2 protein-coding genes and 1 pseudogene are annotated in these 5,892 nt (G+C 70.2%); 1 reads left to right on the plus strand and 2 read right to left on the minus strand.

The annotated features are described in order from the left end of the window. Positions 1-349 (minus strand): annotated as a pseudogene (locus D7X55_RS34425) (TIGR02266 family protein); the annotation flags it as partial. 261 nt (positions 350-610) lie between these two features. On the opposite strand from D7X55_RS34425, the gene cglD reads away from it, so the two are divergent. Further along, positions 611-4,003 (plus strand): adventurous gliding motility lipoprotein CglD, encoded by a 3,393-nt coding sequence (gene cglD, locus D7X55_RS34430; protein WP_121725264.1) that lies wholly within the window; start codon positions 611-613, stop codon positions 4,001-4,003. 135 nt (positions 4,004-4,138) lie between these two features. Here the strand turns inward: cglD and D7X55_RS34435 are convergent, their stop codons facing one another. After that, positions 4,139-5,884 (minus strand): M14 family zinc carboxypeptidase, encoded by a 1,746-nt coding sequence (locus tag D7X55_RS34435; RefSeq protein ID WP_121725265.1) that lies wholly within the window; start codon positions 5,882-5,884, stop codon positions 4,139-4,141. Positions 5,885-5,892: the final 8 nt, after the last annotated feature.

Below are 5,892 nucleotides of genomic sequence, written 5' to 3' on the forward strand. Positions count from 1 at the left end.
GTGCCTCGGCTGGCGGGGCCTTGGGCGCGGCGGGCAGGGGGCCTCGCGCGGCCAGGGCCTCCAGGTGCTGGCGCAGCTCCTGCGCGGCCTGCTCGCGCTCGTTGCCGGCGAAGGGCGTGCCTCCCGCCAGGCTCCGCGAGCGCAGCGCGTCCCGCTCCGCCTTGGGCAGACGCCACAGCTCCACGAACGTGCCGCCGCTCTTGCGCACCTCCTCGCCCAGCCGCTCCACCGCCGCGCGCGGATAGCCCGGCACCTCCACCTTCACCTCCAGCGCGCCGGCCTCGTCGCGAAACGCCACCACGAGCTGCATCGACTGCGCGGACGGCAGGAGCGCGCCCAGGCCCTCCACGACGGCCGCCGCCTTCTCAGGCGAAGCCGCTTCCCCCCAGACCGCCGCAAGACCGAACACAGGCACGGGGCGGACGATAACCGAGCCCTCCTGGCCCCCGTAAAGACAGTGCAGCCGGAAACAGGCGACAGCGGTGAACGCCAAGTTAACGAATCGTGATTCGGCATCGGCCCCAGGGCGTACCTACATCGGAATCAGTTGCGCATCCCTCTATGCTGCCGGTGTTCTCCGTAACCCCCCTTTCCGGAGTGCTGACCCGTTATGCGCAATTGGATTCGACTCTTCTCCGGCACGCTGCTCGCCGCCACGCTCATGGCGGGCTGTGGCGGCACTGATCCGGACCCCGGCCCCGTTGATCCCCCCACTGACGGTGGCAACGACGCGGGCTTCGACGCGGGCTTCGACGCGGGCTACGTCGAGGACGCGGGCGTCATCATCGACCCCGACCCCGACCCGGGCCCGGTCACCACCGACCCGTACGATCCGAACAACGCGACGAAGGATTCGGACTGCGACGGCCTGACGGACCAGGAGGAGTACTCCACGGTCTACACGGGCAACCTCAAGACGAACCCCGGCCTGCGCGACACGGACGGCGACGGCATCCGCGACGGTGTGGAAGTGGGCCGCACTTCCAGTGTGGATCCGAGCTGCTCCTTCTACCCGGACCTGGACCCCACCACGCGCACCTCGCCGGTGAAGGCGGACACGGACGGCGACGGGCTGTCGGACGGCCTGGAGGACGCCAACCGCAACGGCAAGCGCGACCTCACGGAGACGGACCCCAACACCGCGGACTCCGACGGTGACGGCCTGCCGGACGGCGAGGAGGACGCGAACAAGAACGGCTCGGTGAGCCCCGGTGAGACGGATCCGCGCCTGCGCGACAGCGACGGCGACGGCCTGCCGGACGGCCTGGAGAAGCAGACGGGCACGGATCCGCTCAAGCCTGACACGGACGGCGACACCTGCTCGGACGGCGCCGAGGACGTGAACAAGAACGGCAAGCACGACTCGGGTGAGACGAACCCGCGCGTGGCGGACTGCGCCGCGTCCATCCCCGACGCGGACTTCGACGGCATCCCGGACGCCGTGGAGAACGCCACCGGCACCAACCCGAACAAGGCCGACACGGACGGCGACGGCGTGGCGGACGGCGTGGAGGACACGAACAAGAACGGCCGCGTGGACTCCGGTGAGACGGATCCGCGCCTGACGGACACCGACTGCGACGGCCTGCAGGACGGCGCCGGCCGCGACGGCTTCCTCGGTGAGGACCCCAACTCCAACGGCCAGGTGGACCCCGGCGAGACGGACCCCAGCAACCCGGACTCGGACGGCGACGGTCTGCTCGACGGCGTGGAGCGCGGCGTGACGACGGCCGCGGCCCCCCGCAACAACTGCGGCTACGTGGGCGACGCGGACCCCGCGACGAAGACGGACCCCAACAAGGCGGACTCCGACGGCGACGGCATCCCCGACGGCGCGGAGGACTCCAACCAGAACGGCCGCGTGGATCCGGGTGAGCTCAACCCGCTGGACCCCAAGGACGGCGCGGCCACCACGCCCGCGGGCAAGGCGTGCAGCGTGCAGAACCTGCGCACGGTGACCTTCAAGGAGGACAGCGGCGCGGACATCCGGCTGGCGCTGCCCAACACCTTCAAGACCGCCAACATGGTCAACCTCACCGTCGCCGGCCAGACCGTGGGCGTGATGGGCCATGACGACACGAAGCAGGTGACGTTCATCGCGTACAAGCGCGGCCAGGTGGGCACCTCCACCACGCCCTCCGGTGACGAGTCGGGCATCCGCACCGGCGCGGCGCTCCTGTCGCCGGCCGACGTGGAGTTCACGCAGACGTTCACCACCTGGGACGGCTTCCCCGCGGCGGTCTCCCGCTACGCGCTCGCCGGGACGACGGACCTGAAGGACTTCACCAACTCGCTGGCGCGCCAGCTGGTGCTCAACAGCACCGAAACCCTCGGGGGCCCGGCGGGCATCACCGGTCCGTTCAAGATCCAGGCGCAGTACGTGCACCGCTCCAACGCGAGCGTGGTCGTGGTCCTCGCCATCACGCCGGCGGCCCGCTACAACGAGGCGGGCAGCCTCTTCACGACGGCGGACACGGCGGGCGGCTCCGCGCTGGCGCAGTTCGGTGACGCGGACGCGGTGCAGTGCGAGGTCTTCACCGGCAACACCGCGGTGGTGGACTTCCTCTTCGTCGTGGACGACTCGGGCTCCATGGCGTCCTCCCAGACGTCGCTGGCGAACGCGGGCACGGCGGTGGCCAACAAGCTGGGCAACGCGACGCTGGACTGGCGCGTGTCCATGGTGACCACCAGCTACACGGTGGGCAGCAGCGCCAACCGCAACGTGCTGCGTCCCTTCACCACCAACATCAACCAGTTCAAGGCGTGGCTGACCCAGAACGCGGTGTGCAACAACAACGTGTGCGCCGTGAAGGGCGGCACCACCCAGAACCCGACGTACACGCCGCTGCCCAACACCACCTGCACGGCCAACACCCATTGCTGGGTGGGCCTGGCCGGTGACGGCAGCGAGCGTCCGCTGGAGGCGGCGCGCAAGGCCATCAACGACATGGCCGCTTCCACGGGCGGCGCGGAGACGAAGATCCGTCCGGGCGCCAAGGTGGTGGTGGTCATCCTCACGGACGTGAAGGACCAGTCCACGGACACGGTGGCCAACTACTCCGCGTACTTCCTCAACAGCGGCACCACGTCCGGCACCACGAGCAACCCCACGGGCCAGCCCATCCAGGTGCACGGCATCATCTGCCCGCCGGACGGCGCCCCGTGCTACGCGGGCGAGGACAACACGAACCCGCGCCACCTGGACGTCATCCAGGCCACGGGCGGCGTGTCCGGTAGCATCCGGGACAACACCTCCATCACCAACACCATCAACGCCATCGTGGACAGCGTCATCGCGTCGGTGGGCTACCGCACGCTCAAGCCGCCGATTGGCGCGTCGCTGAAGGTCGCGGTGGAGGCGGTGGTGGACCCGGCCGTCTGCCCGAGCATCGGGGACCTGCCGCGCAGCCGCACCAACGGCTTCGACGTGGACGGCATCAACCGCACCGTGTCCTTCTACGGCGCGTGCCGTCCGAAGGAGTCCGGCAAGACGCAGGCGGCGCTGTCGTACCGCTACTGGATCGACCGCACGACCAAGCCGAACGGCAACCCGCCGCCGTGCGCGTCCGACACGCAGTACTACGACCCGAAGGACCCGGACTTCTGCAAGGGCAAGCTCGCCTGCAACCGCACCACGGACAAGTGCGAGTGCCCGGCGGACTGCGGTGGCACGGCGCCCCCGGGCCAGGTGTGCGACACGGACCGCGCGGTGTGTGACTTCAAGTGCGCGCCGGACTGCGGCGGTGCTTGCGGCACCTTCGAGACGTGCAACACGGGCACCTGCTCGTGCAGTTGCGTGCAGTCCGCGACCTGCGCGGCGGGCTACAAGTTCGACAACAACGCCTGCGGCTGCGTCTGCGACACGGGCGCGCTCAACTGCGGCACGGGCTACGGCGCCGACCCGGGCCTCTGCGCCTGCGTCTGCAAGCCGGACTGCGGCGGCTGCGCGCCGGGCTTCACCTGCAACGTCAGCGCGTGCGTCTGCGAGAAGCCCATCGGCTAGGCCGTGAATGAAGACGCGCTCCCGGTGCCTCATGGACCGGGAGCGCGGTGAGTGACTTGCGAAGCCCCCGCTCCGCGCACGCCCCTTTTCACCAGGGCAAGCGGGCCGGGGGCTTCTTCTTGCCCCTTCGCTACTTCACCGCGGCCAGGCCCCCAGGCTCGGCGGCGCGCTGGCGGCGCGGTACACGGGGTAGAGGCCCAGGCGCTCATCCCAGGACGGGTGGCGCTCGGCGAAGAAGCGCAGGCGGGCGCGCGGGTCCTTGGCGAAGCCCGGGTCCTTCATGCGCTCCTGGAAGGCGGCCTTCACGCCCGCGTCCTTCGCCAGCAACTCCCGGGCGAAGGGCTCCAGCACGTAGTCCTCGATGTATTCCTTCTGCTCGAAGTGGGCGTTGAAGAAGCCCCACGCGAGCAGCGAGTCCGGCCCCGCGGGCTCGAAGAGGTGCGCCACCAGCTCCACGTTCTTCTGCGCCACCGGCACGTACAGCGTGCCCACGGGCAGGTCCTGCGTGTCCGGCTTCCACTCGCCCCTGGCGGCAAGGCCCTGGTGGCTTTCGTTGGAGCGCGCCTGGAACTGGAAGTCCTTGGAGCGGAACGACTCCACCTTCGCGGCGGGCACCGCGCGGGTGAGGCGCTGGAACTGGATGCCGTGCGCGCTCAGCTTGGGCGCGACCCACGCGGCGTGCGCGGCGGACACCAGGTAGCCGCCGGTGGGCAGCGTGGCGGTGACGGCGGGCTGCACGTCCGGCGCGTACGGCACCTTCCACGTCTGGGGCTTCGTGTCGTCGTAGCGGATGTACGGCTGACCGGAGACCTCCGACGGCAGGCGCTCGTAGACGTAGCCCTTGAACTCAATTGTCTCGCGCTTGGGCGTGTTCTCCCAGCCGAGCACCACCTCGCGCACGCCGCCGGACAGGGCCTTCTGGTCCTCCGCCTTCACGGCGGCCAGGAGCGCGGCGCCGTCGCGGCCCACGAGCCTGAGCAGGCCCTCCAGCACGTCGCGGGTGGCCTTCACGCGCTGGGCGTAGTTCTTCCAGGAGTGCGTCTCCACGAGCACGCCGAAGCGGTGGTGCACGGACCAGTACGCATGGCTGAAGCGCGGCGGGGGGACGCCGTAGGCGAAGCCGCTCGTCGGGTCGTCGTCCTTGATGAAGGACGGGTAGAAGCGCAGCGGCTGGTGGCCTTCGGCGGTGAGGCCGGCGAGCAGCTCATCCACCAGCTTCGTGCCGGCTTCGCGCAAGCCGGGCGGGCCGGACTTCTGCGGCTCCAGGCCCACGGACACGTCGGGTTCGAACTTCGCGCCGTCCGTGACGTGCAGGTCCACGTACACCAGCGGGTCCCACGCGTGGAGGTACTTGAGCAGCAGCGCCATCTCCGGCGCGTCCGCCTTCACGTAGTCGCGGTTCAGGTTGAGGTTCTGCGCGGTGACGCGAAAGCCCATCTCCTCCGGGCCCACCTGGTTGGGGCGGTGGTTGGGGTTGAAGCGCTCATGGCCGTCCACGTTGAAGACGGGCACGAAGACGGCGGTGACGTTCTTGAGCAGGTCCGGCACGGAGGCGCGGTTCTGGAGCGCGTCGCGCAAGAGCCAGAAGCCGGCGTCCTTGCCGTCGATTTCACCCGCGTGGATGCCACCCTGGAAGAAGACGACGGGGCGCCCCTTCTTGCGCGCGGCGTCCGCGGTGAGGGTGCCGTCCGGGCTCACGACGAGCGCCACCATGGGGCGGCCCTCCGGCGTGGTGCCCAGCGTGTCGCAGCGGGCCTTGCCGGGGAACGCCTTGGGGAAGGCGCGGCAGAGGCTCTCCGCTTCCGCGTAGCGGCCGGTGCGCTTCCAGCCGCTCTGCTCGGAGACGGTGGTGAGAGGGGGTGGGGCCTGCGTGAGGACCAGGGCTGCGA

The organism is Corallococcus sp. AB049A (genome assembly GCF_003668885.1).
Taxonomy (GTDB): Bacteria; Myxococcota; Myxococcia; order Myxococcales; family Myxococcaceae; genus Corallococcus; species Corallococcus interemptor.